Origin of the sequence: Aminobacter aganoensis (assembly GCF_014206975.1) — a bacterium.
In the GTDB taxonomy this organism is placed as follows: domain Bacteria; phylum Pseudomonadota; class Alphaproteobacteria; order Rhizobiales; family Rhizobiaceae; genus Aminobacter; species Aminobacter aganoensis.
This window is the reverse complement of sequence record NZ_JACHOU010000005.1, coordinates 218,858-245,206: the sequence shown is the minus strand read 5'-3', so window position 1 is coordinate 245,206 and position 26,349 is coordinate 218,858. Positions and strand designations below refer to the sequence as shown.

General features: G+C 65.1%; 34 protein-coding genes. 17 read left to right on the top strand and 17 right to left on the bottom strand.

Annotated features, from left to right (window positions below; genetic code table 11):
- Window positions 1–49: 49 nt before the first annotated feature.
- The 5 genes from GGR00_RS13705 to lgt form a co-directional block, all read right to left on the bottom strand.
- Window positions 50–640, bottom strand: a complete 591-nt coding sequence (locus GGR00_RS13705; protein ID WP_184699702.1) for a hypothetical protein — start codon at window positions 638–640, stop codon at window positions 50–52.
- A gap of 43 nt (window positions 641–683) precedes the next feature.
- Complete coding sequence (locus tag GGR00_RS13700) at window positions 684–1,835, bottom strand: M24 family metallopeptidase (RefSeq protein WP_055970466.1); 1,152 nt, start codon at window positions 1,833–1,835, stop codon at window positions 684–686.
- A gap of 4 nt (window positions 1,836–1,839) precedes the next feature.
- On the bottom strand, window positions 1,840–2,631 hold the full coding sequence (pgeF, locus tag GGR00_RS13695) for a peptidoglycan editing factor PgeF (RefSeq protein ID WP_184699701.1): 792 nt from the start codon (window positions 2,629–2,631) through the stop codon (window positions 1,840–1,842).
- Window positions 2,632–2,736: 105 nt separating this feature from the next.
- Window positions 2,737–3,816, bottom strand: a complete 1,080-nt coding sequence (locus GGR00_RS13690; protein WP_184699700.1) for a class I SAM-dependent methyltransferase — start codon at window positions 3,814–3,816, stop codon at window positions 2,737–2,739.
- Window positions 3,813–4,667: a prolipoprotein diacylglyceryl transferase gene (gene lgt, locus GGR00_RS13685; RefSeq protein ID WP_055970460.1), complete on the bottom strand. Its 855-nt coding sequence runs from the start codon at window positions 4,665–4,667 to the stop codon at window positions 3,813–3,815. The genes GGR00_RS13690 and lgt overlap by 4 nt, the downstream gene beginning before the upstream one ends.
- A 200-nt stretch (window positions 4,668–4,867) precedes the next feature.
- Between lgt and GGR00_RS13680 the strand changes: the two genes are divergently transcribed.
- The 3 genes from GGR00_RS13680 (at window position 4,868) to GGR00_RS13670 (ending at window position 6,372) form a co-directional block, all read left to right on the top strand.
- Window positions 4,868–5,182: an accessory factor UbiK family protein gene (locus tag GGR00_RS13680; RefSeq protein ID WP_055970458.1), complete on the top strand. Its 315-nt coding sequence runs from the start codon at window positions 4,868–4,870 to the stop codon at window positions 5,180–5,182.
- Between the two features lie 320 nt (window positions 5,183–5,502).
- Entirely contained in the window at window positions 5,503–6,003 is a 501-nt protein-coding gene (locus GGR00_RS13675; protein WP_055970456.1) for a type III secretion system chaperone family protein, read from the top strand.
- Between the two features lie 9 nt (window positions 6,004–6,012).
- Window positions 6,013–6,372 (top strand): tRNA-binding protein, encoded by a 360-nt coding sequence (locus GGR00_RS13670; RefSeq protein WP_055970455.1) that lies wholly within the window; start codon window positions 6,013–6,015, stop codon window positions 6,370–6,372.
- A gap of 42 nt (window positions 6,373–6,414) precedes the next feature.
- Here GGR00_RS13670 and GGR00_RS13665 read toward each other — a convergent pair whose 3' ends face one another.
- Complete coding sequence (locus GGR00_RS13665) at window positions 6,415–7,419, bottom strand: glycosyltransferase (protein ID WP_184699745.1); 1,005 nt, start codon at window positions 7,417–7,419, stop codon at window positions 6,415–6,417.
- A gap of 311 nt (window positions 7,420–7,730) precedes the next feature.
- Here GGR00_RS13665 and GGR00_RS13660 point away from each other — a divergent pair, with 311 nt between their 5' ends.
- The 3 genes from GGR00_RS13660 (at window position 7,731) to GGR00_RS13650 (ending at window position 10,370) form a co-directional block, all read left to right on the top strand.
- Window positions 7,731–8,579, top strand: a complete 849-nt coding sequence (locus GGR00_RS13660) for a MetQ/NlpA family ABC transporter substrate-binding protein (protein WP_055970451.1) — start codon at window positions 7,731–7,733, stop codon at window positions 8,577–8,579.
- A gap of 68 nt (window positions 8,580–8,647) precedes the next feature.
- Window positions 8,648–9,733, top strand: a complete 1,086-nt coding sequence (locus tag GGR00_RS13655) for a methionine ABC transporter ATP-binding protein (protein ID WP_184699699.1) — start codon at window positions 8,648–8,650, stop codon at window positions 9,731–9,733.
- Window positions 9,714–10,370 carry a methionine ABC transporter permease gene (locus GGR00_RS13650; RefSeq protein WP_184699698.1) on the top strand — a complete coding sequence of 219 codons (657 nt, stop codon included), beginning with the start codon at window positions 9,714–9,716 and terminating at the stop codon, window positions 10,368–10,370. The genes GGR00_RS13655 and GGR00_RS13650 overlap by 20 nt, the downstream gene beginning before the upstream one ends.
- 7 nt (window positions 10,371–10,377) lie before the next feature.
- Here the strand turns inward: GGR00_RS13650 and GGR00_RS13645 are convergent, their stop codons facing one another.
- The 4 genes from GGR00_RS13645 to GGR00_RS13630 form a co-directional block, all read right to left on the bottom strand.
- Complete coding sequence (locus GGR00_RS13645; RefSeq protein ID WP_156381079.1) at window positions 10,378–11,790, bottom strand: ATP-binding protein; 1,413 nt, start codon at window positions 11,788–11,790, stop codon at window positions 10,378–10,380.
- Window positions 11,791–12,188: 398 nt separating this feature from the next.
- Window positions 12,189–12,428: a hypothetical protein gene (locus GGR00_RS28590; protein ID WP_055970448.1), complete on the bottom strand. Its 240-nt coding sequence runs from the start codon at window positions 12,426–12,428 to the stop codon at window positions 12,189–12,191.
- A gap of 127 nt (window positions 12,429–12,555) precedes the next feature.
- Window positions 12,556–13,275 (bottom strand): response regulator, encoded by a 720-nt coding sequence (locus tag GGR00_RS13635; protein ID WP_184699697.1) that lies wholly within the window; start codon window positions 13,273–13,275, stop codon window positions 12,556–12,558.
- On the bottom strand, window positions 13,265–13,795 hold the full coding sequence (locus GGR00_RS13630) for a MarR family winged helix-turn-helix transcriptional regulator (RefSeq protein ID WP_055970444.1): 531 nt from the start codon (window positions 13,793–13,795) through the stop codon (window positions 13,265–13,267). Before GGR00_RS13630 ends, GGR00_RS13635 begins: the two co-directional genes overlap by 11 nt.
- Before the next feature lie 239 nt (window positions 13,796–14,034).
- On the opposite strand from GGR00_RS13630, the gene GGR00_RS13625 reads away from it, so the two are divergent.
- The 3 genes from GGR00_RS13625 to GGR00_RS13615 all read left to right on the top strand — a co-directional run bounded on the left by GGR00_RS13625 (window position 14,035) and on the right by GGR00_RS13615 (window position 16,138).
- On the top strand, window positions 14,035–14,928 hold the full coding sequence (locus tag GGR00_RS13625; RefSeq protein WP_184699696.1) for a branched-chain amino acid aminotransferase: 894 nt from the start codon (window positions 14,035–14,037) through the stop codon (window positions 14,926–14,928).
- A gap of 150 nt (window positions 14,929–15,078) precedes the next feature.
- The gene (locus GGR00_RS13620) at window positions 15,079–15,369 is read left to right on the top strand and encodes a hypothetical protein (protein WP_156381078.1); all 291 of its coding nucleotides are present in this window, start codon (window positions 15,079–15,081) and stop codon (window positions 15,367–15,369) included.
- A gap of 130 nt (window positions 15,370–15,499) precedes the next feature.
- Window positions 15,500–16,138 carry an MBL fold metallo-hydrolase gene (locus GGR00_RS13615; protein WP_055970440.1) on the top strand — a complete coding sequence of 213 codons (639 nt, stop codon included), beginning with the start codon at window positions 15,500–15,502 and terminating at the stop codon, window positions 16,136–16,138.
- Between the two features lie 133 nt (window positions 16,139–16,271).
- Here GGR00_RS13615 and GGR00_RS13610 read toward each other — a convergent pair whose 3' ends face one another.
- From GGR00_RS13610 to GGR00_RS13595, 4 genes are all read right to left on the bottom strand, one after another.
- Entirely contained in the window at window positions 16,272–16,700 is a 429-nt protein-coding gene (locus GGR00_RS13610; protein ID WP_055970438.1) for a BA14K family protein, read from the bottom strand.
- A 207-nt stretch (window positions 16,701–16,907) separates the two neighbouring features.
- A complete protein-coding gene (locus GGR00_RS13605) occupies window positions 16,908–17,120 on the bottom strand; it encodes a cold-shock protein (protein ID WP_018428999.1) in 213 nt (70 codons plus the stop codon).
- Window positions 17,121–17,303: 183 nt separating this feature from the next.
- Window positions 17,304–17,714 (bottom strand): hypothetical protein, encoded by a 411-nt coding sequence (locus GGR00_RS13600; protein ID WP_055970436.1) that lies wholly within the window; start codon window positions 17,712–17,714, stop codon window positions 17,304–17,306.
- Window positions 17,715–17,920: 206 nt separating this feature from the next.
- Window positions 17,921–18,133 carry a cold-shock protein gene (locus tag GGR00_RS13595; protein ID WP_006202520.1) on the bottom strand — a complete coding sequence of 71 codons (213 nt, stop codon included), beginning with the start codon at window positions 18,131–18,133 and terminating at the stop codon, window positions 17,921–17,923.
- Between the two features lie 432 nt (window positions 18,134–18,565).
- On the opposite strand from GGR00_RS13595, the gene GGR00_RS13590 reads away from it, so the two are divergent.
- Window positions 18,566–19,018: a Kazal-type serine protease inhibitor family protein gene (locus GGR00_RS13590; RefSeq protein WP_055970434.1), complete on the top strand. Its 453-nt coding sequence runs from the start codon at window positions 18,566–18,568 to the stop codon at window positions 19,016–19,018.
- 52 nt (window positions 19,019–19,070) lie between these two features.
- Here the strand turns inward: GGR00_RS13590 and GGR00_RS13585 are convergent, their stop codons facing one another.
- The gene (locus GGR00_RS13585; RefSeq protein WP_055970432.1) at window positions 19,071–19,439 is read right to left on the bottom strand and encodes a hypothetical protein; all 369 of its coding nucleotides are present in this window, start codon (window positions 19,437–19,439) and stop codon (window positions 19,071–19,073) included.
- 296 nt (window positions 19,440–19,735) lie between these two features.
- Between GGR00_RS13585 and gfa the strand changes: the two genes are divergently transcribed.
- The 5 genes from gfa to GGR00_RS13560 all read left to right on the top strand — a co-directional run bounded on the left by gfa (window position 19,736) and on the right by GGR00_RS13560 (window position 22,776).
- Complete coding sequence (gene gfa, locus GGR00_RS13580; RefSeq protein ID WP_184699695.1) at window positions 19,736–20,308, top strand: S-(hydroxymethyl)glutathione synthase; 573 nt, start codon at window positions 19,736–19,738, stop codon at window positions 20,306–20,308.
- Between the two features lie 159 nt (window positions 20,309–20,467).
- Entirely contained in the window at window positions 20,468–20,761 is a 294-nt protein-coding gene (locus GGR00_RS13575; protein WP_055970428.1) for a GYD domain-containing protein, read from the top strand.
- 130 nt (window positions 20,762–20,891) lie between these two features.
- A complete protein-coding gene (locus GGR00_RS13570; protein ID WP_377863666.1) occupies window positions 20,892–21,566 on the top strand; it encodes a class I SAM-dependent methyltransferase in 675 nt (224 codons plus the stop codon).
- A gap of 100 nt (window positions 21,567–21,666) precedes the next feature.
- Complete coding sequence (locus GGR00_RS13565; protein ID WP_055970423.1) at window positions 21,667–22,239, top strand: helix-turn-helix domain-containing protein; 573 nt, start codon at window positions 21,667–21,669, stop codon at window positions 22,237–22,239.
- Between the two features lie 6 nt (window positions 22,240–22,245).
- Complete coding sequence (locus GGR00_RS13560) at window positions 22,246–22,776, top strand: GNAT family N-acetyltransferase (protein WP_055970421.1); 531 nt, start codon at window positions 22,246–22,248, stop codon at window positions 22,774–22,776.
- On the opposite strand, the gene GGR00_RS13555 is transcribed toward GGR00_RS13560, so the two are convergent.
- On the bottom strand, window positions 22,773–23,597 hold the full coding sequence (locus tag GGR00_RS13555; protein ID WP_055970419.1) for a DUF2182 domain-containing protein: 825 nt from the start codon (window positions 23,595–23,597) through the stop codon (window positions 22,773–22,775). The genes GGR00_RS13560 and GGR00_RS13555 overlap by 4 nt on opposite strands.
- Window positions 23,594–24,238: a DUF1326 domain-containing protein gene (locus tag GGR00_RS13550; RefSeq protein ID WP_055970417.1), complete on the bottom strand. Its 645-nt coding sequence runs from the start codon at window positions 24,236–24,238 to the stop codon at window positions 23,594–23,596. The genes GGR00_RS13555 and GGR00_RS13550 overlap by 4 nt, the downstream gene beginning before the upstream one ends.
- Before the next feature lie 272 nt (window positions 24,239–24,510).
- Here GGR00_RS13550 and GGR00_RS13545 point away from each other — a divergent pair, with 272 nt between their 5' ends.
- The gene (locus GGR00_RS13545; RefSeq protein WP_055970415.1) at window positions 24,511–25,119 is read left to right on the top strand and encodes a TetR/AcrR family transcriptional regulator; all 609 of its coding nucleotides are present in this window, start codon (window positions 24,511–24,513) and stop codon (window positions 25,117–25,119) included.
- A gap of 53 nt (window positions 25,120–25,172) precedes the next feature.
- Window positions 25,173–26,318, top strand: a complete 1,146-nt coding sequence (locus tag GGR00_RS13540) for an efflux RND transporter periplasmic adaptor subunit (RefSeq protein WP_184699694.1) — start codon at window positions 25,173–25,175, stop codon at window positions 26,316–26,318.
- Window positions 26,319–26,349 lie beyond the last annotated feature (31 nt).

Sequence of the window (26,349 nt, the reverse complement as noted above, 5' to 3'; positions counted from 1 at the left end):
TCACCATTGAATCCCAAAAAAGCGACATCGCGGAACGGAATGTCGCGGCTCAGCCGGGTTTTGTCGCCAGCCAGGCGGCGAGCTGGTCGAGGGTGCTGTCGGCGATCGACTGCATGGTCGTCGGCGCCACGGCAGGCCAGCCGTCGCCGCTGCCGGTCGATGCCGCCGTCTGCTGGCCGTTGATGCGATGAAGCCGCGTGCCGGCCGGATCGTAGACGTCCCAGACATAGACGACGGTGGTGTCCTTGCCTTCGGTCATCGCCGAGAAGTAGCCGCGCATGATGATGCTCGGCGGCGTGGTGTCAGTGCTGCCGGCCAGCGTGATGCCGCGCTCGCGGGCGCGGGCGCCGAGCCGCTGGGTGAGCGGGGTCGCCGCTTCGACCGGGGTGCCGACGATGGGGGCGAACTGGACGCGCGTCCTGGCGACGATGGCGGCGGCCTGGGGCGAGAGCGGCGCGGGCGCCGTGGTCGCGGGGGCTATCGTCGGGGCGCCGACGTCGGTGCCTTCCGCGTTGGCCAGTGCGTTCGACTGCTCCGTCGGGGCGATGGCCGAGGGCTCGAGCACGTCCTTGGAGCTGTTGCAGGCAGAAAGTGCGACGAGCGCGGACAGGCCTGCCGCGGCCACAAACCAACGTTTCATCTGCCCGAACTCCATGGCAAACGCCCCCCAGCGCTCATCGCAGTCACCGCACGATCAAGTCGAGATCATGGCGGGAAAGTGGCTTGGGCACAGAATCGGTGGTCAGGTAGGTGCGGCCCAGGGTCATTGCGGTCTCGGTTTCCGAGTCCATGATGATCATGTGGGCAAACAGCGTCATGTTGGGCGCGATCGGCTCGGGGTTGCCCTGGTAGAACATCGGCATGTCCATCCAGGACGGCGTGAAGCGCGCGCCGACGGAATAGCCGCAGGCATTGAGCCGGTGCTTGGTCAGGCCATGCGCCTCCAGTGTGCGGGCATGGGCGTCGAACACGTCGCCGAAGCTGTTTCCCGGCGTCATCGCCTTTTCGACCGCCAGCAGCGTGTCGAGGGAGGCATCGTAAAGTTCCTGGTGGCGCTTGGAGACCTTGCCGGTCAGCGCCGTGCGCATCATCGGCGCATGGTAGTGATTGAACACGCCGGCCCATTCGAGCGTCAGCTGGTCGTTCTTGTTGAGCTTGCGGCGGCCGGACTTGTAGCGGCAGAGCAGGGCATCGGCACCGGAGCCGATGATGAATTCGTTGGCCGGATAATCGCCGCCGCCGGAAAGGATCGCGCCCTGCATGGCGGCCAGGATCTTGGCCTCGTCGCCGCCCTGCTTGATCAGCGGCAACGCCGCATCGAGCGCGTCGTCGGTGAGGCTTGCGGCTTTCTCGGCCTTTTCGATCTCGGCCGGGCTCTTGAACAGGCGCAGCCTGCCGACGATGCCCGAGGCGTCGACGATCTGGCCGAAGGTCTGGAGCTGTTCGTCGAGGCGGCGGCCGTTGAAGGCGGTCAGGCCGTGGGTGTCGTATTCGACGCCGACGCGCATGCCGAGCAGGCCGAGATCGTTGAGCAGGTTGCGCAGGTCGAGAGTCGGATTGGCACCGTCGCGGTCGGTCCACAGCACGATGTTTTCGATGATCGAGGTGTGGCGCGCCTGGCGCAGGTCGGCCGACCGCGTCAGCAGCGTCATCGATCCGTCGGCCTTGACGATGAGCGACTGGAAGAAGCAGAAGCCGAACGTGTCGTAGCCGGTCAGCCAGTACATGCTCTCCTGCGCGAACAGCAGCACCGCATCGAGCTTCTTCTCGGCCATCTCGATCATCAGCCGGTCGCGCCGGGCGTCGAATTCGGTTCGTTCGAAATGCAGCGCCATGCCCTCAGTCCTCCAGTGCGATTGCCGAAATCTGCCGCCCGTAGTCGGCTTCCTTGCGGTGCGTGGTGCGCCGGTAGGAGTAGAAAAGGTCCTCTTCCGCATAGGTGCAGCGGTTCAGCGCCTCGGCCGTCACGCCCGCCCGGTGCAGCCTGTCGACGGTGTAGAGATTGAGGTCGAACATCGAATGGCCGGGGTTTTCGGATGGTGCGAAATAGCGCGCATTGTCGCCGTCGGCCTCGGTAAAGCGGGCGACGAACTCCGGGCCGACCTCGTAGTTGGCGGCGCTGATCGACGGGCCGAGCACGGCCAGGATGCGCTCACGCCTGGCGCCCAGGCCTTCCATGGCCGTGACGGTGTTTTCGAGCACGCCGGTGAAGGCACCTTTCCAGCCGGCGTGCGCTGCGCCGATGACGCGCGCTTCCGGGTCGGCGAACAGCACCGGGCCGCAATCGGCCGACGAAGCGCCAAGCGCGATGCCGGGCCGGTCGGTGACGATGGCGTCCGCCCTCGGGCGGTCGCCGGAAAACGGGCCGCTGGCGACGATCACGTCGGGCGAATGGACCTGGTAGAGGCTGAGCAGATGGTCTGCCGCCACGCCCATCCAGGTGGCGACGCGGTGCCGATTCTCGGCCACGCGGGTCTGGTCGTCGTCCGATCCGACGCCGATGTTGAGGCCTTCGTAGATGCCTTCGGAGACCCCGCCGATGCGGGTAAAATAACCGTGGCGGATGCCATTGGCCCCCGCGCTGGCGAGCAAGTTGGACCGGATCGGATCCGGTTTCGAGTCGTTCAGCATTGCCGCCTTGTCATCCCCGTATGCGATTTCGTCAAGGCCGGGCCCGGCGTCGCCGTCCGCCTTGCTGTTGCGAGCGCGGACAGTGGGGCAGGCGCAAGCGTGCTGTCAACTGACGGCGGGAAAGGGAAGTTTTGTGCCAGCGGACGCGACGGCAAGCACCTTGAACAGCGTGCCCATGGCATCGGGACCGGCGAGCCGCTCGACTTCGCCGCCGATCCTTTCGCGCGCCGCCTCGTCCGCGGAGGCGCCGAGCCTGCCCGCGCGCTCGAGCAGGCCGAGTGCCAGCAGGAACTCGCCCTGCGTCGCCATGTGCGCATCGAGACCGTGCAGGCGGGCAGCCGCGGCAAGGGCGGCAAAATCGACATGCGAGGTGAGGTCGGCCTCGCCGGGATGGGCGAGGACGTCGTCATATTTGTGCTCGCGCAGGGCCTGCAGCGTATCGCCGATGCCCGGCTCGAGATGGCCGTAGTCGAAGAACAGGCCAGCACCGCCCGAAGCCGCTATGCGCTCGGCGATCGCTTCCATGGTGGCGGTTCGCGCCGGCGCGAACTCGAAGATCGCACCTTCGGGAGCTTTTCCGGCGTTCTTCGGCAGCAAGGCGGCCTCGATGGTCGCAGGGCCGGCGACGAAGGCTAGTTGGCCGTCCTCGGCGGTGCCGACGACACGCTCGTGCCATGCAGCACCGGTCCTGACGAACTGGCGCGTCGGGATGGCGTCGAACAACTCGTTGCCGACGATGAACAGGGGCGCCCGGGGCAAGGTGGCGACGCTGTCGTGCCAGGCGATGTTCGCACCGCTGGCGGCAAGCGTCTGTTTCTGGACGTCTTGCAGCTGCGGGCTTGTCTCGATCATCGCGACATCGGTGGTGAAGGCAGGGTCGAGCCTGTGCAGGACCCGCAGCATGTCCTTCATCAGCGTGCCGCGGCCGGGGCCGATCTCGGCCAGCACCGCGTCTTGCGGGCTGCCGGCCGCCTGCCAGGCCGCGTAGAGCCAGACGGCGACGAGTTCGCCGAACATCTGGCTGATCTCGGGCGCGGTGGTGAAGTCGCCCGCCGCGCCGAACGGTTGGCGCGTCGTGTAGTAGCCGTCAGCGGGGTCGAACAGGCACAGCGCCATGTAGTCGGCGACGGCGATCGGACCCGAGGCTGCGATCAGCCCCGAAATCCGCTGTTTCAGGCGGGTCATGCGGGCTTGGCGATGGGCGCTGCCGGCTTGGCAGCGAGCATCGCCCAGACACCGATCAGCACCATCGGCACCGACAGCACCATGCCCATCGTCAGCCAGCCGCCCAGGAGATAACCGATCTGCTGGTCGGGCTCGCGGAAGAACTCGACGAAAATGCGCGACAGGCCGTAACCGCAGATGAAAGCGCCGGCGACGAAGCGCGGGGTCTTCAGCCTCAGGCGCGAATGGGTGAGGAAGCGCAGCACGAGGAACAGCACCAGGCCTTCGAGCAGCGCTTCGTAGATCTGGCTCGGATGGCGCAGGAACGGTCCGCCGGTGGGAAACTCGATCGCCCACGGCACGTCGGTGACGCGGCCCCAGAGTTCCGAATTGATGAAGTTGGCGAGGCGCACGAGACCGAGGCCAACCGGCACACCGGCGGCCACGACATCGATCAGCGACCAGACATGAATGCCGCGCTTGCGGGCGAACAGGAACATGGCCAGCGTCACGCCGAGCAGGCCGCCATGGAACGACATGCCGCCTTGCCAGACCGCGAGTATGTCGAGCGGATTGGAGATGTAGCGGCCGAGATCGTAGAAAAGGATGTATCCGGTGCGGCCGCCGAGCACGACGCCGATCGCTGCCCAGACGATGAAATCGTCGAGATCCTCGGGCTTCATCGGCAGCGTGCCGTTCGGCCACAGCCGGGTGTCGGAGACCAGCCGCTTGGCGTACCACCAGGCGAACAGGATGCCGACGATGTAGCCCAGCCCATACCAGTGGATGGCAAGCGGTCCGAGCTGCACGATCACCGGATCGATGTTCGGAAAGGGCAGGGCTGCCAGGGGCAGGGCAAGATATTCGCTCAAATCAGTCTCCAAGGCCGGCAATGCGGCGGACCATGGGGCAGCGTCTTGGCAGGGTCAAGGCAGGCATCGGCCGCTCACCGAGATGTCATTGTCGGCAAGTCGGCATTTTTGCCGCGGCGTTCGGCTACCGCCCCAGGCATGATATCCTTGCAATCTGAGCCTTGCCCCACTACGTCGAATGGACAACGCGAGGGTTTGCCATGACGACCGGACCGAACCGCATTCTGGATGAGTTCGCCAAGCTGATGACCGATGCCGCGGGCGCCGCGCAGGGCGTCAAGCGCGAGGTCGAGACCGCGTTCCGTTCGCAGGCCGAGCGGGTGATGAACACGCTCGAAGTCGTGCAGCGCGAAGAGTTCGAAGCCGTCCGCGACATGGCGATCAAGGCGCGTGCCGAGAACAAGGCGCTGGCCGCCCGCATCGAGGCACTCGAGTCGAAGCTCGCAGCCCTTGGCGGCGAAGATGCCGGCAAGGCCTCACCGGCGGCGGCGCCGAAGCCCCGTACAAAGAAATAATTCGTTAACTTTTCCACAAAGCGCCATCCGAAAAAGTGCTTTGTCGTGAATCGCTTACCGGCGCTTGATGAATCTGCGCCGCAGCCTGTTTCCACACCCGAATGCGGCAGTGCGAAAAATTGGGCTGTTCACGCTACTCCTGATCAATACACTGAATTTGTTGCATGATTCTTAGCGGGGTCACGCACCGGATGGCGCGGTCCGGCTGGGGGGTATTGAGTCCGGCAGCGCTGGTCGTCCGAGTTCAAGAATAAGTTTGTTCGTCGTGTGTGCCCTTTGCGCGGAGCGCGATGGCGCTCCCGGAACGACAGGAAGCATTTATGGAACTTCTCGAACTCGAGTTCTCGCGCGAAATCCATCCGGTGGATGTTATCGAGCAGGTGGCTCACAACAACGACTGGTCGTTCGAGCGTGCCGGCGACGACGAAATCTCGATCTCTGTCGTCGGCAACTGGACCGACTACCAGATTTCCTTCTCCTGGATGGAAGACTTCGAGGCCCTGCACCTGGCCTGTGCCTTCGACATCAAGGTGCCGGAAAGCCGGACGCTGGAGATCCTGCGGCTGCTGTCGCTGATCAACGAGCAGATGCTGTTCGGCCATTTCGACCTGTGGGAGCAGGAGGGCGCGATCATGTTCCGCCAGTCGCTGCTGCTTGCCGGCGGCGTCGAGCCGACCAGCCAGCAGGTCGAGGTGCTGCTGTCCTCGGCGCTCGAAGCCTGCGAATGCTATTTCCAGGCCTTCCAGTTCGTCGTCTGGTCGGGCACGTCGGCCAAGGACGCGCTGGCCAGCGTGCTGTTCGAGACGCACGGTAACGCCTGAGACCACCGCATGAGTTCGCACAACGAGCGCAAGCCCGAGATCACCTTTGCCGACTTCGACAAGGTCGATATCCGCACCGGCACGATCGTCGAGGTCGAGCCGTTTCCCGAAGCGCGGAAGCCGGCGTTCAAGCTGAAGATCGACTTCGGGCCGGCGATCGGCATCAAGAAATCTTCGGCGCAGATCACCAAATATTATGCGCCGGAGACGCTCGTCGGCCGGCAGGTGTTTGCCGTGGTCAATTTTCCGCCGCGCCAGATCGGCCCGTTCATGTCCGAAGTTCTGACCCTCGGTTTCCCCGACGCCGATGGCGACGTCGTGCTCGGCGCCATCGAGCGCAAGGTGCCGGACGGCGGCCGGCTGTTCTAGGCAAGCCAGCCTGAAGCCTCTGCCGGACAGGATAGTCCGCGATCACGCCGCATAGGCCGCCTTCACATTGTCCAGGAACATCTCGGCGCAGGCCGCCCATGTATAGCGCATGGCGCGGTGGCGGGCTTCGGCGCGGTCGATCTTGAGCGCTGTGAGCGCGGCCTGCTGCAAATCCTCCGAAACAACGCCGCCGACACCGTCGCCGACGATGTCGATCGGGCCCGTCACGGGATAGGCGGCAACGGGCGTGCCACTGGCCAGGGCCTCGATGATGACGTTGCCGAAGGTGTCGGTGCGGCTGGGGAAGACGAAGACGTCGGCCGAGGCATAGATCTCTGCCAGCTCGTCGCTCGGGCGCCGGCCGAGGAAATGCGCTTTCGGGTACCTTGCCTTCAGCCGCTCGATCTCGGGCCCGTCGCCGACCAGCACCTTGCTGCCGGGAAGGTCGAGGTCGAGGAAGGCGGGCAGGTTCTTTTCCACCGCGATGCGCCCGACGCAGAGGAAGATCGGGCGCGGCAGGTCGAGCGCGACCTTCTTGCCGGGGTGGAAGTGGTTGATGTCGACGCCGCGCGTCCAGGGCCGGAGCTTCTCGAAGCCACGCGCGGCAAGATCGTCGGCGAGCGACTTGGTCGCCACCATGCAGCCCTGGCCGGAATTGTGGAAGTCGCGCAGCAGCCGGTAGGTCCAGCTCTCGGGAAGCGGCAGGCGCGCGCTGACATATTCGGGAAAGCGGGTGTGGTAGCTGGTGGTGAAGGGGCGACCATTGGCCCGGCAATAGCGCCGGGCCATCATGCCGAGCGGCCCTTCGGTGACGATGTGGACATGATCGGACCGGCGCCTCTCGATGATGCGCGCGACATTGCCGGGCGTGGTCAGCGCCAGGCGGATGTCGGGATAGGTCGGCATCGGCAGCGTGCGGAAGATGTTTGGCGTCAGGAAATCGGCCTCGGCACCAAAGGCACCCAGCGTTTCGGCGAGCCGTTCGAGGGTGTGCACGACGCCGTTGATCTGTGGTTTCCAGGCGTCGGTGACCATCAGGATGCGCACAAATCGTCTTCCCATCCGTTGCCTGTCCCGCCGGCCTCGGGGGCCAGCGGAATCAGCGGCGATCGCGTTGGTTGCGCAGGCCTTTGAGCAGGCTTCGGTGACGTGGCGATGACGGCGCCGTCTTTCGCACGTGCGAAGACGAGGTCGGTTCTGCCCGAACAGGCATTTTCTTTGTGACGATTTTCCCCGGGCGAGGGGGCGGCGTGAAATCCGATCCTTTGCAGAGAGGGGGGCGTTTGCCGAGGATATGGCCAAGCTTCGCAATCGGCGGAGCGAGCCATCCTCCCAACGGCTCTCAGCGAGACACCGAAATGACCGAGACCACTCCTTCGATTTTTCACCGCAACGCGATCAGCCGGCGCACGGCTCTTGCAACCCTGTTCGCCTCCGTCGCCACCGTCATCAGCTTCACCGTCCCGCACCAGGCCTTTGCCGAGGACAAGGCCTCGATTAAGGTCGGCATCATCTCCGGCGAGGACGAGGACGTCTGGCGCGTCGTCAAGGTCGAGGCGGCCAAGCAGGGGCTGACCGTGGAGACGGTGGTGTTCAACGACTATACCCAGCCGAACGAGGCGCTCGAGCGCGGCGAGATCGACGCCAATGCCTTCCAGCACCAGCCCTACCTCGACAACCAGGTCAAGACGCAGGGCTACCACATCACGGCGGTCGGCTATACCGGGCTGTGGCCGATCGGGCTTTACTCCAAGAAGCACTCCAAGGTCGAAGACCTGCCGGAAGCGGCGGTCATCGGCGTGCCCAACGATCCCTCCAACGAAGGCCGGGCCCTGCGCGTGCTGGCCGATGCCGGCCTGATCAAGCTCAAGGACGGCACCGGTATCCTGGCGACCGTTGCCGACGTCGTCGACAACCCGAAGAAATTCGAGATCAAGGAACTGGACGCCGGCATCGTCGGCCGCTCGGTCGAGGACCTCGACGCCGCCGTGGTCAACACCGACTGGGCGCTGAAAAGCGGCCTGAGCGCCGACAACCGCATCGCCCAGGAGCCGGTGGCCGACAATCCCTACCGCAACTTCATCGCGGTCAAGGCCGGCAACGAGAACGAGGGCTGGGTCAAGACGCTGGTCGCCGCCTACCAGAACGAGACGGTCAAGGCCGAGTTCGACCGTGTCTACAAAGGCACCGGCGTCGCCGCCTACTGAGGCTTATCGGCCATCAACGACAGGCGGCTCGCAGGTTGCGGGCCGCCTTCCGCTTTGCGGGAGATTTCATGAACCAGCATTTCAGTTCCACCGACTTGACCTTGTCGCCTGGCTTTGCCGCGCCTTCCGGCGACGTCGTGCGCATCGTCGACCTCAAGCGCCGGTTCGGCCGGACGCCGGCGGTCGACGGCGTGTCGCTGACCGTGCGCAAGGGCGAGATCCTCGGCATCATCGGCCGCAGCGGCGCCGGAAAGTCGACGCTGATCCGCTGCCTCAACGGGCTGGAGCGGCCCGATGCCGGGCAGATCTTCGTCGAGGGGCGCGAGATCACCGGCCTCGGCGAGCGCGAATTGCAGCCGCTGCGCCGCCGCATCGGCATGATCTTCCAGCATTTCAACCTGCTTTCGGCGAAGACCGTCGAAGACAATGTCGCCCTGCCGCTGAAGATCGAGGGCAGGCCGAAGGCCGAAAGGCTCGCCCGTGCGGCCGAACTGCTCGACCTGGTCGGCCTCGCCGACAAGGCCAAGGCCTATCCGGCGTCGCTCTCGGGCGGGCAGAAGCAGCGTGTCGGCATCGCCCGGGCGCTTGCCGCCCGTCCGGCGCTGCTGCTCTCCGACGAGGCGACCTCGGCGCTCGATCCCGAGACGACGCGGTCGATCCTTTCGCTGCTCAAGGACATCAACCGGAAGCTCGGCCTGACGATCCTGCTGATCACCCACGAAATGGAGGTGGTCCGCACCATCGCCGACCGTGTCGCCGTTCTCGATGCGGGCCGCATCATCGAGGAGGGGGCGGTGTGGTCGGTGTTCGCCGATCCGCAGTCGGAGGTGACGCGCAGCCTGCTCGGCGGTATTCGTCCGCAACTGCCCGGGGAGATCGCCGGACGCCTGGCGCGCTCAGGAGGCGAGGCGATCCTGCGCGTCGACATCGCCGGCGAGGCGGCGCGGCTTCCGCTGTTGCAGGACCTGTCGGCCGCCATCCCCGGCCGCTACCGCCTCGTCCATGGCGGCATCGACCATATCCAGGGCGAGCCGGTCGGAACGCTTTTCCTCGGTGTCGGCATCGCCGCGGGGCGCCTCGCCGAAGCCGTCGAATTTCTCAATGCCCGGGGTGCCCGGGCCGAGGTGCTTGGCCATGTCACAGATGATGCTTGAACTTCTGCTGCGCTCGCTTTGGGAAACGGTGCTGATGACGGCGGCATCGGGCCTGATCTCGCTGGTCTTCGGCCTGCCGCTCGGACTGGCGCTGGTCGCCACCGACCGTGGCGGCATCGCCGAGCAGCTGTGGCTGAACCGTATCCTCGGCGGCATCGTCAACGCCTTCCGCTCGGTGCCGTTCATCATCCTGCTCGTGGCGCTGATCCCTTTGACGCGGCTGATCGTCGGCACGTCGATCGGCACCTGGGCGGCGATCGTGCCGCTGGCGATTGCGGCGACGCCCTATTATGCGCGCATCGCCGAAGTGTCGCTGCGCGAGGTCGACCGCGGCCTGGTCGAGGCGGTGCGTGCCATGGGCGGCGGGCGCTGGGCGATCATCCGCGAAGTGCTTGTGCCGGAAGCGCTGCCGGGAATCGTCGCCGGCTTCACCGTCACCCTGGTCACGCTGGTGGGCGCCTCGGCGATGGCCGGCGCCATCGGGGCCGGCGGTCTCGGCGATCTCGCCATCCGCTACGGCTACCAGCGTTTCGAGACGGCGGTGATGGTCGCCGTGGTGATCGTGCTGATCGTGCTCGTGTCGGGCATCCAGTGGGCCGGCGACCGGCTGGTGGCGCGGCTCGACCGCCGCGCCTGAGGCCCGTTCAGGCCGGCACGCGGATCATGGCGCGGAGGCCGCCAAGCGGGCTGTCGCTGAGCTTGATGTCGCCGCCATGGCTACGGGCGATGTCGCGGGCCACGGCGAGCCCGAGCCCGGTGCCGCTCGAATCGAGGTTGCGCGCCTCGTCGAGGCGATAGAACGGCTTGAACACCTCCTCGCGCTTCTCCTCCGGGATGCCGGGGCCGTTGTCGTCGACCATCACCACCAGCATGCCGCGGTCGTGCACGGCCTTGACCTCGACCTCCTTGGCATAGCGGAAGGCGTTGCCGACGACGTTCTGCAGCAGCCGGGTGAAGGCGTTGGGGCGGACATGCACCTCGGGCTCGCCGACCAGCGTGACCTTGAGCTTGCGCTGGCGCAGCTTGGCTTCCTCGCCAAGCTTGTCGAGATAGCTGGTGAGGTCGAAGCGCCCCGGATCCTCGGCCGCCTCACCGCGGGCGAAGGCGAGATAGGCCTCCAGCATCGACTGCATGTCGTCGATGTCCTGGCTCAGCGCCTCGCGGTCGATCTTGTTGCCCGACAGCGCCAGCTGCAGCTTGAAGCGGGTCAGGATGGTGCGCAAATCGTGGCTGACGCCGGTCAGCATCGCCGTGCGCTGGTCGATCTGGCGCTCGATGCGCTCGCGCATCTGGATGAAGGCAAAGCCGGCGCGGCGCACTTCCTCGGCGCCGCGAGGGCGGAAGTTGGGCGGCATCGGCCGGCCCTTGCCGAAGCTTTCGGCAGCTTCCGTCAGTTGCAGGATCGGGCGGATCTGGTTGCGCAGGAAGGGGATGGCGATGGTCAGCAGCACCAGCGAGGTGCCGACCATCCACAGCAGGAAGATGTGGGTGTTCGACGCATAGGCCTGGCTGCGGCGGACGAAGACGCGCAGCACCTTGTCATCGAGCTGGACGCGCACTTCGACGACGTTCGAGTTGCCGACGGTGTCGAGCCAGAACGGCTTGTTGATCTGCCTGCGGATTTCCGTCGAAAGCGCCTGGTCGAGAATGGAGAAGAACGGCTTGGGGCCGGGCGGCGGCAGCGGTTCGGGCGGCAGCAGGTCGATTTTCAGCAACATCCGCTCCTGGGCGATGCGGATGATCTGGGCGTAGCTGTCCGGTTGCGGAAAGGTGTCGAGCAGGTCGATGATGCCGGCGATGTCGCGGGTCACCGCCTGCGACAGGCGCACAGTCACCGTCTGCCAGTGGCGCTCCATGAAGACGAAGGCGACGACCGACTGCAACAGGATCATCGGGGTGATGACGATGAGCAGGGAGCGGGCGTAGAGCCGCTTCGGCATATAGAGCGCGACCCGCCGCCAGAAGCGGTTCCAGCTTCTCGGCACGGCCGTCAACGCACGCCATGCGCGTGTGCCGATACCGCCTCCGCCGGGCCCGTCCATGTCGGTGGTTGCCATCCGCCCTTCCGTTCGCCGTCAGAAACCTGCTCCGTCGGCTGCCTCGATCCTAGTGCACGCTCGACCGTTCTGAAACTGTCTTTGAAGTTCAACAGCTTACGTTGTCAAACGTTGCGTGGCCCGATGCTGAAAACATAGGGATTTTTTCCCGAGTTTCCAAATGACAGGCTGTTCGCTGTCGCCCAGGGACGATCGGCGGGAACTGTGCCGATACTATGTCGGGTGGCTTGCCCCGAGGAGATCGAGGCGCACAGCCATCGTTCCGCCGCAGTGGGCGGGCGCGGCAGTGCAGGCCGATGCAGGCGGCTTGGGCCGAGGGCGTCGTAAACCACGAACCGCACCGCATCAGCAAAATGGAGCCGGGCGTCGTCGTTGCAACGACGCCCGCAGGGTTCGGCCTAGATGCCGAGCAACGTCTTGGCTTCGTTGAGCGCGGCCTCGGATCCGGCGTGGTCGCCGGAGGCATGGAGCTGCTCGCCCTTGGCACGCAACTCCTTGACCTTTGTCATGTCTGCCTCCGCGAGCGTCGAAGCGGGCAGCGCCGCGTCGATAGCTGCCATGATGCTCGGGCAGGAATTGGCGAAAGCGGTTGCTGGAAAGACTGACAGGGCAAATGCAAGCGTAATCGCGCGTAACATGGCTGTTTCTCCCATGCCGGGCCGCGGAATGCGGCGCTTACCGCCGGCGCGCGATACTACAACGGAGCGGCCGGCTTCAACAACCGGCCTTCCCATAAAGGCGCATGGGCGGCATTGGAGGGGATTGCTATTCGACGCTCAGCCGATAGCCGATGCCACGCACCGTCTGCAGCCAGACGGGGTTGGCAGGATCGCGCTCGATCTTGCGCCGCAGGCGGTTGATCTGGACGTCGATGGTGCGTTCGCCGACCTCGGAATCGCCCGTCACCAGTTCGTGGCGGGGGATGGTTTCGCCGGCACGCGCGGCGAAGATGGCGAGGATTTCCTGTTCGCGGTCGGTCAGCTTGAGGGCTTCGCCGCCGCGCTTCAGTTCGCGGCGCGCGATCTGGAAGGTGTAGGGGCCGAACACCAGCTGCTCGACCTTCGGCGTCGTTGCCGGGCCGCCGCGGCGCAGGATGTTGTTGATCCTGAGGATCAGCTCGCGCGGGTCGAACGGTTTCGGCAGGTAGTCGTCGGCGCCGGCCTCAAGGCCGGTGATGCGGCTGTCGGTCTCGGACAGCGCCGTCAGCATCAGGATCGGCACGTCCTTCTGGTCGCGCAGCGATCTGGTCAGTTCGACGCCGGTCTCGCCCGGCATCATCACGTCGAGGACGAGAAGGTCGAAGTCGAGACCCGCCAGCTTGCGGCGTGCCTCGTCGGCGTTGCCGGCGACCGTCACGCGAAAGCCGTTCTCGGTCAGGTACTGCTTGAGCAGGTTGCGGATGCGCGTGTCGTCGTCAACGACGAGCAGGTGCGGAGCATCGTCGCCCAACGTGGCCGGACTGGCCGTCTTGTCGTTATTCTCCATGGTCTTTCCCCGGCGTGTTTCCGGGCAGATGATCAATCTGCGCCCTTAATTCGGGATTGACCATCGCCTTAAGGAATCGTTCGATCCAGGCGCGTTCGGTCTCTCCCGCGCCCTCCAGTGCCGCATCGATGCGGCGTGACTGTGGCCGCGCCAGCGCAAGGGTCAGCGTCCGGCCTTTCGGCGTGGGGTAGAGCTCGCGCTGGCGGCGATCGCGCGGGCCCTGGACCTGGACGATGTAGCCGGCGTCAATCAGCTGCTTGAGCACGCGCGCGAGGCTCTGCTTGGTGATCTTCAGCACGTCAAGCAACTCGGCGACGGTCAGCCCCGGCATGCGGTTGACGAAGTGCAGCACGCGGTGGTGCGCACGGCCGAAACCGTACTCGGCAAGTATCTGGTCGGGGTCGGAGGTGAAGTCGCGGTAGGCGAAGTAAAGCAGCTCGATGATCGAGAAGTCGATGCCGTCGTCGGCCGTCACTGCGGTGCGGATCGGTTGGGCGGCTGCGCCGCTGCGTTGTGCCATAGAATTCCTGCTCGTCAATTTACGTCAGCACTGTTGACATAAATTAGGTGCGATGGTAATTTTTGCCAAGCTTTTCGGCGGATTGCGAATGAAAAGGCAAGGTACGGTGGTTTTTTCCGAAACATCGTGAGTTTGCTTTGGTATTCTGGCCCGCCTACGCTTTATCCAGCTGGCCCCTTACGGGACATTAAGAACGATACGAAACGATAGGCAGGCTCCCGCCTGCGGGAAGGTTTACCATGGCATCCGTTCCTTTCGACCAACTCGATGGATTCATCTGGATGAACGGCGAGTTCGTCCAATGGGCCGACGCCAAGATTCACGTACTAACCCATGGTCTGCACTATGCAAGCTCGGTGTTCGAAGGCGAGCGCGCCTATGGCGGCGAGATCTTCAAGCTGACCGAGCACAACGAGCGCCTGCATGAATCGGCACGCCTGCTCGGTTTCACCATTCCCTACTCGGTCGACGTGATCGACGCGGCTTGCCGCGAGCTTCTGAAGAAGCAGGGCTTCAAGGACGCCTATGTACGCCCGGTTGCGTGGCGCGGCAGCGAGGAAATGGGCGTCGCCGCCCACAAGAATCGCATCAATGTCGCCGTCGCCATCTGGCAGTGGCCGAGCTACTTCGACCCGGCGCAGAAGCTGAAGGGCATCCGCCTCGACATCGCCGAATGGCGCCGCCCCGATCCGCGCACCGCGCCGTCGCGCTCCAAGGCTGCAGGTCTCTACATGATCTGCACGCTGTCCAAGCATGCTGCCGAGGCCAAGGGCTATGCCGACGCGATGATGCTCGACTGGCGCGGCCAGGTGGCCGAGGCGACCGGCGCCAATATCTTCTTCGTCCAGGACGGCAAGATCCACACGCCGACGCCGGACTGCTTCCTCGACGGCATCACCCGCCGCACGGTCATAGGCCTTGCGAAGGATCGCGGCATCGAGGTGATCGAACGCGCCATCATGCCGGAGGAACTGGAAGGCTTCGAGCAGTGCTTCCTGACCGGAACGGCAGCCGAAGTGACGCCCGTTTCCGAGATCGGCCAGTACCGATTCGAGGTCGGCGAAATCGCCAAGACGCTGATGAACGACTATTCGGCGGCGGTTCAGCCCAAGCACGCGATTGCTGCGGAATAGCCAGTAAATTCAATGGCTAAGGATTGCAGAGGGGCGGTTTTCGAACTGCCCCTTTTGCTTGCCCGGACGTGTATTTGACTTTCGCCGATTTCAGCGTCTCATGTTGACGTCGGCAGACTGAGGGCCGGCATGCAATTGGAGGGAATTGTTATGGAATCGCTTCTTCCGATCATCATACAGATTGTAACCGGCGTAATCGGTGGACAGGCCGTCGGCGCGGCGATCAAGACGGCTGCGATGGGGCAGCTGACGAAGCTGATCGCAGGCGGCGTCGGTGGTATCGCAGGCGGCCAGATCCTCGGCGGTCTTCTCGGCGGCGCTGCTGATCCGGCAACTGCCGGCGCACTCAGCGGCATCCTCGGCGACGTGGTCGGTGGCGCAGGCGGCGGCGCCATCCTGACGGCCATCGTCGGTGCCGTCATGGGCGCGATGAAGAAGTAAAAGCGTTTCAGACGGAATTCGGATTGGGCGGCTGCGGCCGCCCATTTCGTTTTGAGCGGGGCAACACTGAACACTGTGGACGAATGTCCTGTCTGACCCTATGTCGGGGCAAAGATCAGAAAGGACAGCCATGGGACAGCTCAATGCCGGGATCGTGCCGGTCACGCCCTTCCAGCAGAATTGCACGATCCTCTTCGACACGGAGGACAAGACCGGCGTCGTCGTCGATCCGGGTGGCGACGTCGATACCATCCTGTCGGTGCTCAAGGACAACGGCATCACCATCACGGCCATCTGGCTGACGCACGGCCATATCGACCATGCCGGCGGGGCGATGGAGCTCAAGGAGGCGCTCGGCGTCGACATCGTCGGGCCGCACGAGGCCGACAAGCCGCTGCTCGACAACCTCGTCACCCAGGGCCAGAAATTCGGCATGAGCGGCGTGCGCAACTGCGTGCCCGACCGGTTCCTGGCCGATGGCGAGACCGTCTCCTTCGGCAATCATGTCTTCGAGGTGCTGCATTGCCCGGGCCATGCGCCGGGCCACGTCGTCTATTACCACCGCGAGGCAAAGTTCGCCCATGTCGGCGACGTGCTGTTCCAGGGTTCGGTCGGCCGCACCGACCTCTATGGCGGCGACCATGCGACGCTGATCCGCTCGATCAAGGAAAAGCTGCTGCCGCTCGGCGACGAGATCGGCTTCATCTGCGGCCACGGCCCAGGCAGCCGGTTCGGCGACGAGCGCCGGAGCAATCCCTACCTGGTCTGAGACCGCCATGGGCTGACTGGGGAGGAAAAAGAAAAACGGCGCCAACCGCAAGGCTGGCGCCGTTTTTCTTGTCGTTGCGTCGGCTTCGTCGAATGGCCGGGCAGGGAAGGCCGATCGCGCAAGCCGCACGGCGTCAGTTGGCGACGCAGAAGTGCTCCAGCCCGTCATAGCCGGTGAAGGTGCCGCTGCGCGGCTTGAAGCTGCGGTAGCGGTCCGAGCAGTAGCTGTACCATTCCGGGCTCCACGGCTCGATGGCGTAGCTGTTGCGGTAGACCACGCGGCGCTGAACCGGGGCAGGGCGGTAATAGTCCTCGCGGTAGACGCGGCGCGGCTGCGGCTCGTAGTCGTAATAGTCGTCGTAGACCGGCCGCGAGCGGTTGCCATTGCCGGCGATGACCGCACCGGCGATCAGCCCGAGCGCGCCGGCAGCGACGATCGCGCCGGTGTTGTCGTGGCGGTTGTGGCGGCGCCAGCGCTCACCGGCTTCGGCCACCGGCAGGGTGGCGAGCGTGGTGGCGGCAACGGCTGCCGAAAGGACGAGAGTCTTGATGGTGCGGTTCATAGTCGGGTCTCCTTCGCCGTCCGGCCCGTATCGAGGCCGGGAATAAGCGTCGACGACATATCTAAGAGACCGAGGCTGAACGCAGCCTGAACAGATTTTCAGGCGGACGGTGGAGCCGATCGAGGCCGACAGACGCCATCCGGCGCGGCGTCAGGCACTGCTGCGCAAATGTGGCCGGTGCTCAAAGCCCGGCCGGATCGCGGGCTCTCAGCCTACGGTCAGATTGACGGCCTTCGGACCCTTGCCGCGCTTGTCCGGCTCGGTGTCGAAAGAAACTTTCTGCCCATCCTCAAGACCGGGAAGGCCTGACGCCTGCACAGCCGAGATGTGGACGAAGACATCCTTCGCCCCGTCGTCCGGCGTGATGAAGCCGAAGCCTTTGGCATGATTGAAGAACTTGACGGTGCCGGTCTGCGGCATGGGAAACTCCTCTGATCCCATCAATTCCAGTCTCTTCGGGCCGGCAAATGCCCGAAGTGGAAATTTGTCGTTCATTTTTAGGCCATCGGCAAGCAAAAGTTTTGCTCTCCGGCGCCGCCCCAAAGCGGCGCCTTTCCCGGAAAATGCCGGGTTTACCAAGGCAGCCAGGCGAGGTTTCCCGGCTCAGTATTCGCAGTAGCGGATCGGCCCAATCTGGATGCAGGAAGGCGGACGCGGGCGGTGCGGATCGAACCTGCTGTAGACCCGTACGCGGCAATTGGGTCCGACATGGCGGTGAGGCACGTTGCCGTAGCGCGGCAGGAAGTGGCGGCGAACGTCGCGGTGGCAGTCGCGCACCTGGATCGGCGGGCGGACCCGGATCGGCCGGCAGTTGGGCCGGCGGTGGACATGCCATTCTGTGCGGCCGAATTGAGGAACGAAATGGCGCTGCGGATCGCCGTGGCAGCCGCGGACCTGGACCACGAGGCCGGGGTCGACTTGTGGCGTGCCGCTTGTCGGCAAGGCTGCCGCCGGGCCGCCGTAACCCAGGCCTGCGGCAAGCAGCGCCGCGCTCAGAGCATTCAGGAATTTCATCGTTGGCCTCCTCCTGATCGGAGGCGTTTTCGGCCCCCGTGGCGGAAATATGCCATGATTTCCGGGGTCTTGCCAGATCGCGGCGATCGGCGCAGGCGCTGCTATGTCCTTGATCGGCCGAGCGATATTCGCAATTGTATGGACGAAAAGGAAAGGGCGCGACGGTTGCCCATCGCGCCCTTGATCACAACTGCAGTCGCTGGGGCTTAAGCCGCGCGGAGGTTGACCGCCTTCGGGCCCTTGCCCATGCGGTCAGGCTCGACGTCGAAGGTGACCTTCTGGCCATCGACGAGCGTGCGCAGGCCCGAAGCCTCGATAGCGGAGATGTGGACGAAAACGTCCTTGGCGCCGCCGTCCGGCGTAATGAAGCCGAAGCCTTTGGTTGCGTTGAAGAATTTTACGGTACCGGTCTGGGCCATTGGGAGAACTCCTTCACCCGTTCAGTGGTCTGGACCTGCCGACCGCCTGGCGTCGGCGGCAAGTCGGTGGTTTGCTTGGCGGTCATGCATTCGCGCACGATAAAACCCCCCGCCGAGTCACGGGGTCGTCAGAGATTCACAGTATCGGGGAAAGGGTCGTGCAAAACGTTCCAGTCTCCGGGTCAGCAAACGCCCGAACTAGATGTGATATTGCATGGAAACGCGTAGGTTGCAAGATGTCGTGGCCAATCGCGATGGCACTTCGCACCATCGCATCAATATACGACATTCTGAAAACCGCCATTGGCCAGATTGCCGCGTCTGATGGGGCAGTCCGGCTGCGGCGGATTGCTTTCGTTGACAGAATCGCGAGGATCGGGGCAGGGGCTGAAACAATTCCCGCGTGGGCGGGAACGAGAGGGAGCTAATTCCATGGTGTTTTCGGCAAAGACCTTCGTGCGAAGAGCAACGGCTGCTTCGTTGCTGTCGCTGATGCTCGCATCCTGCGTGGTGGTGGAAGAGGGGCCGGGGCCCGGCCCGCGGCCACCCCGCCCGGAACCTGGCCCCCAGTTCTGCACGCGCGAATATGATCCGGTCTGCGCGCGGCGCGGCAACGACCGCCAGACCTTCGGCAACTCCTGCATGGCCGATGCGGCGGGCTACCGCGTCATCCGCAGGGGCGAGTGCCGTGGCGGTGGCGATGGCGGCTGGAACGGTGGTGGCGGCAATGGCGGCTGGAATGGCGGCGGGGGCGGCAACCAGCAGTTCTGCACCAGGGAATACCGGCCGGTCTGCGGCCAGCGCGGCGGTTCGCTGCGGACGTTCCCCAATGCCTGCGAGGCGGATTCCGCAGGCTTCCGCGTCGTCGACAACGGCGCCTGCTAGGACGGCGACCAGATTTGCCTCCCGGCTCTCGGTGCCGGGAGGCTCTGTCCGCCTAGTTCGGTGAAAAGTCGTTTGCGCGCCTGACTTCGCGCACGCGGCAGTCGTCGCCGACATGGCGATGGCGCAAGACGATGCCATCGACGCGATGGGTGCGGACGTCGCGGTGGCAGTCCGCCGACCGGCGCGAGGGCTGTTGCCGGCCGCCGACCAGGACCGGCCTGCAACTGTCCCGGTCATGGTAGTGAGGCGCGCGCCGGCCGATCTCCGGGATGTAGGTGTCGCGCACATCGTCATGGCAGCCGCCGATTTTCACGACGAGGCCACCGGTCTCCGGCTGGAACGGCGTCGAAAGCGGCGCCGCGGAAGCCGGCAAGGCGGCAGCCGCGAATATGGTGACAAGCGAAACGGCCAGGAAATTCATCCGGCTTCTCCTTGAGGTTGCACGAGTAGCCAGCAGATTGCGCTGCGCGCCGCCCACTTCAATGGCTTGCGGCTGCCATGAAGCCATTTCGCCTTGGCAGGGTTACGGCTTTATTGCCGCGCGGCTCGTGATCGGGCGAAACCCATACCCCCTCATAGCCGTCCGGCGGAATCCGAACCTCGGATATGCACAAATGCCTCGGCGACATGTATCGTATGGGACCAGCCGAATAGAGTTCTTTGCCGCATAGCGTTTGACGGCGTCCGCGCGGACGCCACAACTGGGAGGAACAGGTCATGGCTTCAGTATCGATACATCCGGCACTCGATGGCGGCGTCAAACCGGGCAGCGCCAGCTTCAGCGGTGGCACGCTGGTCTGCGCCTGCGCCGACCGCCCGGTGAAGGTGGCGATCAAGGGGCAGGTTGCCCACAACCACGCCTGCGGTTGCACCAAATGCTGGAAGCCGGAAGGCGCCAAGTTTTCGGTGGTGGCGGTCACGGCGCATGAAAACGTCACCGTGCTGGAGAATGGCGACAAGCTCGCCGTGGTCGACCCGGCCGCGCTCATCCTGCGCCACGCCTGCAAGGGCTGCGACGTGCATATGTACGGACCGGTCGAGCGCGACCATGCCTTCAAGGGCCTCGACTTCATCCATCCCGAGCGCTTCCAGGAAGCCGGCTGGGCCGAACCGGGCTTTGCGGCCTTCGTCTCGTCGATCATCGAGGCCGGTGTCGATCCGTCCGAGATGGACGGCGTGCGCGCGCGGCTGAAGGAACTCGGCCTGGAGCCCTATGATTGCCTGTCGCCGGCGCTGATGGACTACATCGCCACCTGGGTGGCGAAGAAGTCGGGCGTGCTGAAAGGCTGAACCCGAGTGCTGGGAAGGGCCGGCCTTAGCTCGTAAAGCCTATGCCGGGCGGCCCTTCCGTCTACATGATCGCCAGGCGATCCGTGCTACCCTGCGGCCGGGAGAAACGGCGGCAACGCCCGATGCGCCCGCACGCCTCCGCAATCGAGGGAGGTCGAAATGGCATATTACGTTTACCTGGTGAACTTTACCGAGCAAGGGGCCCGCAGCGTGCGCGACACGACGAAGCGGGCCGACGCATTCCGGGCGATGGCGGAAAAGGGTGGAGCCAAGGTGCACACGCTGTTGTGGACCCTCGGCAAATACGACGTGATCAGCATTGCAGAGGCGCCCGACGACCTGACCGCAACGGCGCTTAGCCTGTCGATATCGGAACTGGGCAATGTCAGGGCCCAGACGCTCAAGGCCTTCGACGCGGGCGACATGCGCCAGATCATCGCCAAGATGGCCTGATTTCGTTCCCCATGCGGGACGGCAGCCGGGATCTTGCCGGGCTTCCGTCCCGATCGACGCCAAAGGCGGGCTTGCGCCGGGCGCGAAGTCGGCCATTGTGCGCCGAGCCGCATTGGCGTGGGAACGGACCTTGGACGATCAAAACTCGAGAGACGATGCGCCGGATCCGGCGGCCTTCATCCGCGCCAACATGCGGATCGCGGCGGTGCCGTCGGTGCCTGAGATCCGGCTCTACAGTGCCCATCCGGCAAGCGGGCTGTGGCGGCTGGCGGCGGATGCGGAGGACGCAGGCGAGGAGCCGGCGCCGCCTTACTGGGCTTACCAATGGGCCGGCGGGCTGGTGCTTGCCCGCCACATCCTCGACCGGCCGGAAACGGTGCGGGGGCGGCGGGTTCTCGACCTCGGCGCCGGTTCGGGACTGGTCGGCATCGCCGCGGCGAAAGCCGGAGCGCGCTCGGTGCTGGCGTCGGAGACTGACCGCAATGGCATCGCTGCGATCGGCCTCAATGCCGAGTTCAACGGCGTGGATGTCCGTGCCACGGCCGACGACCTGACCGGCGCGGCCGTGCCCGATGTCGAGACGATCCTCGTCGGTGACCTTTTCTATGCCGCCGATCTTGCAAGCCGCGTCACGGCCTTCCTCGACCGATGCGTGGCCCAAGGCGTCGACGTTCTGGTCGGCGATCCCGGCCGGGCACACCTGCCGCATGCGCGGCTGCAACTGGTCGCCGAACACGCGGTGGCCGACGTGGGCACCGGCAGTGCCGTGACGACGAAGCCGAGTGCGGTGTTTTCGTTCGCGTAAAGGCACCTCGCTCGTCATCCTGATGGCGAGCAGCGAATGACGGGCGCGCGACATGTGCTTCCTCTTGACGAGTTCTCTGTTATGAGAATATTTCTCGTTTATGGACATTCCCATTTGCGATGAAGCCGGCATCGACCGGCGGATCGCCCAGCGGCTGCGGTCGCTGCGGGCCGAGCGTGGCTGGTCGCTGGACGAACTGGCCAGTCGCTGCGGCGTCAGCCGGGCGACGCTGTCGCGGCTGGAGAACGCCGAGGTCAGCCCGACTGCAAGCGTGCTCGGCAAGCTGTGCGCGGCCTATGGGCTGACGATGTCGCGGCTGATGCACATGGTCGAAGGCGCGTTCGCGCCTGTCGTGCGCCGCGACGCGCAGGCGACCTGGTCGGACCCGGAGATCGGCTTTCGCCGGCGTTCGGTCTCGCCGCCGGCGCAGACGCTGGCCGGGGAGGCGCTGGAGTGCGAGCTCGATACGGGTGTGACGATCGGCTACGACGCCCCGCCGCGGCCGGGCCTCGAGCATCATCTTCTTCTGCTGGAGGGCCGGCTGGCCGTGACCGTGGATGGCAGGAGGCACGAACTCGCTGCCGGCGACTGCCTGCGCTACCAGCTGTTTGGTCCGAGCGCCTTTGCCACGCCGGCCGAGGCAGGCGCGAAATATCTCCTGTTCATTGTGTGAGGCATCGTGAGCGATCTCGAGATTTCCGTATTTTCCGCCGAAGCCATCGAGGCCAGCCTGGCCGAGCTCGGGCAGTTGCTGCAGGCCTGCGTGCATGACGGGGCGAGCATCGGCTTCGTGCTGCCCTACTCGCTGGACGACGCCATGGGGTTCTGGAGGGACAAGGTGCTGCCCGGCGTGCGCCAGGCGACGCGCCTCATGCTGGTGGCGATGAAGGACGGCCGCATCGCCGGCACGGTGCAGCTCGGCTACGACACCATGCCCAACCAGATGCACCGCGCCGACGTCAACAAGCTGATGGTGCATCCCGATTTTCGCCGCCAAGGCATCGCCAACCGGCTGATGGCGGAGATCGAGGCGCATGCCCGCAAGCTGGGACGCAGCCTGATGACGCTCGACACGCGCACCGGCGACAGCGCCGAGCCGCTCTACACGTCTCTCGGCTACGTCACGTCCGGTGTCATCCCGGCCTATGCCCGCGACCCGTTCGGGACAGACCGGCTGGACGCCACGACGGTAATGTACAAGCTGCTCTAGACCAGAATCCAGGCGCCGGTGACGATCAGCACGGCGCCCGCTGCGCGCGACACCAGGTGCCCGACGGGAAGGACCTTCTCGGCCAGGATGAAGGCGGCGATCGCCGCAACCCAGAGCAGGTTCATGATGCCGACGACGAACAGGATCGCCATCAGCGCCCAGCAGCATCCGATGCAGTAGGCGCCGTGCTCGATGCCGAGATTGATCGCGCCGCGCCGGTCGGAGCGGAAGCCGCCATGGCGCATGATGAACTGCAGCGGGCTCTGGCAGGCCGACAGGCAGACGTCCTTGAGCGGCGTGCACTGGTAGATGCCGGCTGCGATCAGCACGACGCCGCCCAGCCGGGCGCCGAGCCCGCTCATCGGCGTCAGCAGCAGGACGGTTTCCAGGACCCATTGGGCTGCGGTCGCGAGCATCGAGAAGGCGACCCAGACGAGGAGGTAGCCTGCTGCGAACCATGCCGTGGCGGCGAAAGGCTTGCCGCGCGAGCCGGCCTGGCGCGCCACGCCGGCATAGACGAGCAGCATGGGGGCGACGGAGGGCAGCATCATGCCGACCATCATGATCGCCCACATGGCGAACATGAAGGCGAACTCGCCGACGCTCCAGCCGCGCAGGGCAGGGGCGAGCGCGCCATCCATTCCAGGCATGTCCGTGCCAGACATTTCCATGCCGGGCATGGCGGTGCCCGAAGGCGCCGCCGCCATGGACGCAGCAAGCCAGATCACATAGGCCCATGCCAATGCGGCAACGGCGACGATGGCGCCGAGAACGACCGCCCGATCTCGCTTCAACAGGAGTTCGAGGCGGGTGGGGCTCATTGGGTCGGACGGACGACCCCGCTTTCGGTCATGTGCATCCGGGCGAAATGGGCATGCGAATCGTTGAGGTCGAGCTCGATCGCGCCCGACGTCTTGACCCAGCCACGCCCGACTTCGGCAACGGTGTACTCGAAGCCGTTGGGAAGGTTGATGCGGGCCCGATGGGCCTGCGATGTCACGGGGTTCAGGATCGGCTCGCCGCGAGCCTCCATGACGCCGGGAATGTCGACGCGGGCGGTGCGCCCGTCGATGTCGACCTGGATGTCGATCCTGGCAAAGACGGGGTCGTGGACCTTCTCGAACGTCGTCGAAAAGACCTGGAAGAATGTGGCGCCGGGCTCGGTGTCCTCGCCCGTCATGATCCTGAGCAGCGCTTCCCGTTGCTCCGGCGTCGCCCGTTCATCGACGATCGCGACGACCTGGCCGTGGCCGTGATGTATCGCACCAGGCCAGTCCACGATCATGGCAATGCGCAACCCATCGAGCTTGGTGGTGCCATGATGCCCCTGCTCGATATCGATCGCGCCGATGGCGCAGCAGTGGCCCTGGGTAGGCAGGGCATTGAACTGGCACGGGCAGCCATAGGCGCAGTTGCAGTGCAGGAATTCGCGTCCCTTGAGGGTCCATTTGACGGCCGACATCGTTACCTCCTTGCGTTTGCAAGCTCGGCAAGTCGTTTGCAGGTTCGTCCCCGGCTGCTGGAACAGCCACGCCGGAACGTTCGGCTCCGTCCCCTGAAGCCCCGTATTCTAGCAGAAAACCGAGGCTTCCATAACGGGCATAACGAGCGGTTGCCGGCAATCGCGTGACTTTCGTCGAGGGTGCGGCGCACAATTCCGATTGACGAGCGACGATTTACGGATTACGAATGACGAAAGTTGAAAATCGTCAGTCGTAAAACGAGCGACCCGAAATGAACGATGTAGCCGAAAGCCCGGTGGATCTGGCGCGACAGGAAACTGTCGGGCGCATCCTTGATTCAGCCGAGCGGCTGTTCCGGCACTACGGCTATGCCAAGACGAACGTGGCCGACATCGCCCGCGACCTCGGCATGTCGCCGGCCAACATCTACCGCTTCTTTGCCTCGAAGGTGGAAATCCACCAGGCGATCTGCGGACGCATGCTGGCGGCGGTCTACCAGATGGCGTGCCAGATCCTGCATTCCGAGGGCAGCGCCACGGAGCGCCTGCGCCGCTTCATCCACGCGCAGCACCATCTGACCGTCGAGACCATGCTCGACCAGGAAAAAGTCCACGAGATGGTCATCGTCGCGCTCGAGCGCGACTGGCACGTCATCGAAAAGCATATCGACCGGCTGCATGACCTGATGGCGGAAGTCATCGCCGAAGGCATCGCCACCGGCGAGTTCGCCCAGCAGGATCCCCGGATTGCCGCGCGCTGTTTCGGCGCTGCCACGTCGACGCTCTGCCACCCGCAGATGGTGTCGCAGTGTGTCAACAAGCCGAACCGCGCGACCTTCGAGGAACTCACGGAATACGCCCTCAAGGCGCTGAAGCAATAGGGCGGCTTCCGGGCCGCTGTCCAAAATCCGCTAGACAACCAGGAGTGCGAACGATGCATTCGTTCAAAACCTTCGCTGCGAAGGTGCGTCCCTTTGCGCGCGTTTTTTCCGTCGTCCTGATCGGTGGCGCCATCGCTGCCTGCTCCGAGGCCAAGACTGAGACCGTCGAGGCCATTCGCCCTGTCAAGGTGGTGGAGATCGCGAGCACGGGTGCCACGCGCGAGCTCGAATATTCCGGCGCGGTGAAGGCGCGCACCGAGATGAATCTCGGCTTCCGCGTCGCTGGCAAGATCACCGAGCGGGTGGTCAATATCGGCGACAAGGTGAAGCCGGGCGACCTGCTCGCCCGCATCGATCCGACCGACTACCAGCTTGGCGTGAGCACCGCCGAGGCGAACCTCCAGGCGGCCGAAAAGCAGGTCGAGACCGCACGCCTGGCCGATGAGCGGGCCGACCAGCTGTTTGCCAAGAAGTTCGCTTCGGAAGCCCAGCGCGAGCAGGCAGCCCTTGCCTACAAGCAGGCATCGTCGCAGCGCGACGCAGCGCTTTCGTCGCTGCGCCAGGCCAGGAACCAGGTCGGCTATGCCGAGCTTCGTGCCGACCAGAGCGGCATCGTCACCTCCGTCAGTGCCGACACCGGCCAGGTGGTCGGTGCCGGCACGCCCGTCGTTGCCGTCGCGGTCGATGGCGACAAGGAGGTGCAGATCGCTGTGCCCGAACTGGAGATCGCCCAGTTCGAACCGGGCAAGCCGGTCAAGGTCAGCTTCTGGTCAGACGACGGCCTGGTGCTCGACGGCAAGGTGCGCGAGGTCGCCGGCAGTGCCGATCCGCAATCGCGGACCTTCTCGGTGCGGGTCAGCCTGCCCGACGATGCCCGTGTGCTGCTCGGCATGACGGCCACGATCGAGGCGTCGGTCGACAGCGGCAGGCAGTTCGTCTCGATCCCGCTCGGCGCCCTGGCCAAGCAGGACGGCAAGGAGATCGTCTGGGTGGTCAACAACGACCGGGAGACGGTGCATGCACGCGGCATCACCGTGGCAAGCTTCGCCGCCGACGGCGTGCAGGTGGCCGACGGACTGAAGCCGGGCGACATCGTCGTTGCGGCCGGCACGCAGTTCATGACCGAGAACCTGAAGGTCAAGCTGCCTACGGCGGAACAGCGCGCGGCGTCGAACGACGCCACCGCAGCCATTCGCTGAAGACAAACATTTTGCCGAGGCGCCGTGCGGC